Below are 2,582 nucleotides of genomic sequence, written 5' to 3'. Positions count from 1 at the left end.
TGAACTCAGCATTTCTACAGAGCCAATCGTTCATCTTTTTTTGTGCAAAGTCTGGAGAAAAGGTACAAAATCCCGGCAGAAGCCCACGTTATATGCATCGGATATTCCGCCACCAGTCATTGAAATAAGTCGGTACAGCAGCTGATGATGGTGTTTTTGCTGTTTGCCGCCGGTTGCTCAGGATTCTGGCTCAACCAGCTTTAATTCAAGTCCAGAATCTGCATACAGTGGGAGATCTGCATTTTTTTTTGAAAATACAATGACTTTGAGTTTTTTTTCTTCCACAATGATAAGACCTTCTTTTTTGAGATTCTTCAGATAGATGACACGGTTTCTTATATCCGGATATATTTTTGCCTGCCACTTTCTTTTGTACGAAAGGACTCCGTCAGAGATGGATGCCCGGCTCCATCCCAAGTCCATGGTGAGGGCTTTTCTCTCTTTTGCCCGCTGAATGCCGAAATAGTAGATCGCAGCCATTGCGCCATCGTTTAAAAAGTCTTCATCGATCAACCCATTGATCCGCCAATGATAGGTGTTTTGGACCAGTACACAGCATGCTCCACCGACAGGCAGTCCATTTTTTTTTACAATCAGCAATTCCCCGGATTTTTTTAACATATATTCATTAAATGTTTCAAAATCCATAATCGACGCATTTGCATACCTTTTCAGCGTATAAGGCACATATACGGTCTCATAAAATTTTTTTATAGCCCTGGTGTCTGTTGAAATTTCTGCCTGGTACGCGGTGATTTTTTTTCTTTCCCTGATATGTTTCAGAAGATCCTCCATCGGTATTTCCAGATCAAGGACCTGCCTGACCCAGGGAACAGTGATCAGACCGTCACTAAAAAAAGGTGAAAGATATTTATGCATATCTATAATCACTGTATTATGAGTACGGATGAACCTCCTTAAATTCCAGGCGTACAGTTCACCGGTTTTTGTAATTTCTGCATTCGCGCAGAATTGCCCGATGAAATCATGATCCACCTTCGAGCTGGTGATACAATAAAACTGTCTCTCCTTGCCATCTATCCGGTACACCTCAAAATACAGGTTGGCGACTCCGCGAACTATCATCCGCAACGGGAAAATTACTCTTCCCGGCCAGACTCTTTTACCTTGGGGTATCGTATGATATGCCCGGACAAGTGTTTTAATCAGTTTTTTGCTCATCCCAGACATCCTTCAGACAGTGCTTGTTTCCCAGCCGCATTCCCCAGCAACCACCCCTGCACTTTTCGAGAAAACCGCAGGACCGGCATGCCGTTTCAAAACAGGGTTTGCGAAAACGTGAAAAACCATCCCGCCAGATCTCCCGGAACGGACGCGTCCGGATATTTCCTTCAGAAAAGGAAGAGTCGTAAGCAATCTGGCAACCCAGCACTTCCCCATCCGGCATGATAGCGCAATAGGTAAGCCCCGCCTTGCAGAAAAAAGGATATGACCTCAGTTCCTGCCCATAACAGCCAAGATAGCCAGCATCTTCGGAAAGCTCGATTTTCATTTCTTTACTGGCCGATCGGATAAATTCGAACAGATATTGTATCTGTTCCGCATCAAGGGACACCTCCGGGTTCTCCTTTGCCCTTCCGACAGGGATTGGGATCGCAAGTCTCCATAGCGAGGCCCCCGAATCCTGTATGGTTTTTTTCAGCTCAGGAAGCTCGCGGATATTTTCGGGGAGGACCACGGTATTGATAGTCCTGTATTCCACGCCGATTGACTCGAAGAATTTCACAGCATCCAGACATTTTTTAAAAGCACCCTTTACTCCCCGGACTTTATCGTTTGTCTGTTCCAGCCCGTCAATACTGGTAAAATACAACACGGGTTTCAGTCTCCTGAATTCTTCGCTGAATTCAGAGACCAGAAAGCCGTTACTCGCAAGACTGTACTTTAATCCGCGGCTTAAAATGTGTTCGATAATGAGAAAAATATCTTTCCGGACGAGAAGCTCACCCCCGCTCAGCAGGATGCCCCGGACTCCCGCCTCCGCTAATTCGTCAATGAGCCTGAATGCCTCATCCGTGGTCAATTCATGAACCTTTGTTGTCCCGGCGCTTGCCTCGCAATGAATGCAGGTGAAATTACAGCGGTAGGTCGTCAACCACTGAACCTGGCGGGGTTTCAGCAGGTTGAGGCTTTTTTTTATTTTCAGGTACCGGAACCGGAAGGATGCGTAATTATCGAAATATACTCTTTTTAAAAAGGGGGAGGTGAGAATAATTTTTTTACATGCCCGAAATGGGATCTTTGCCGCCCGGTTTAGTAAACCAAGAGCAAATTTTTTGTTTATACCGCGCCGTCGATCCATTCCTTCCTCCGGTTGCATCATAATCCTGCGATGCAGAGAGGTTCAATTATCAGGTTAAAAAAGTTCCTTTATGCATTTATCTGCTCTGTAGAGAACCTGTTTCAGGAGATTGGGTCGCTCCCCCTCGCCCCAGCCCTGCCCCGGTCGGGGGCGGGGGCGTATGGGATACCTCGGTATTACCTGTACTGAAACTTCCCGCATTTTTTTACCAGGTAATACGGCACTATCGCACCCGGGGCGCCCCGGCGGCGGGGCGAAG

General features: G+C 46.5%; 2 protein-coding genes. Both read right to left on the bottom strand.

The window, feature by feature from the left end; genetic code table 11:
• Positions 1–177 precede the first annotated feature (177 nt).
• On the bottom strand, positions 178–1,182 hold the full coding sequence (locus B3D59_RS07515; RefSeq protein ID WP_286818715.1) for a hypothetical protein: 1,005 nt from the start codon (positions 1,180–1,182) through the stop codon (positions 178–180).
• Positions 1,163–2,323 (bottom strand): radical SAM/SPASM domain-containing protein, encoded by a 1,161-nt coding sequence (locus B3D59_RS07510; protein WP_286818714.1) that lies wholly within the window; start codon positions 2,321–2,323, stop codon positions 1,163–1,165. Before B3D59_RS07510 ends, B3D59_RS07515 begins: the two co-directional genes overlap by 20 nt.
• Between the last annotated feature and the right edge of the window lie 259 nt (positions 2,324–2,582).

This window comes from Desulfobacter sp. UBA2225, assembly GCF_002348205.1.
GTDB classification, from domain to species: domain Bacteria; phylum Desulfobacterota; class Desulfobacteria; order Desulfobacterales; family Desulfobacteraceae; genus Desulfobacter; species Desulfobacter postgatei.
The sequence above is the reverse complement of the archived record's forward strand: the minus strand, read 5'-3'. Positions and strand labels throughout refer to the sequence as shown.

Coding starts and splice junctions, on each gene's coding strand:
- B3D59_RS07515 (WP_286818715.1), bottom strand. CDS start 1,182: ATGAGCAAAAAACTGATTAAAACACTTGTCCGGGCATATCATACGATA.
- B3D59_RS07510 (WP_286818714.1), bottom strand. CDS start 2,323: ATGGATCGACGGCGCGGTATAAACAAAAAATTTGCTCTTGGTTTACTA.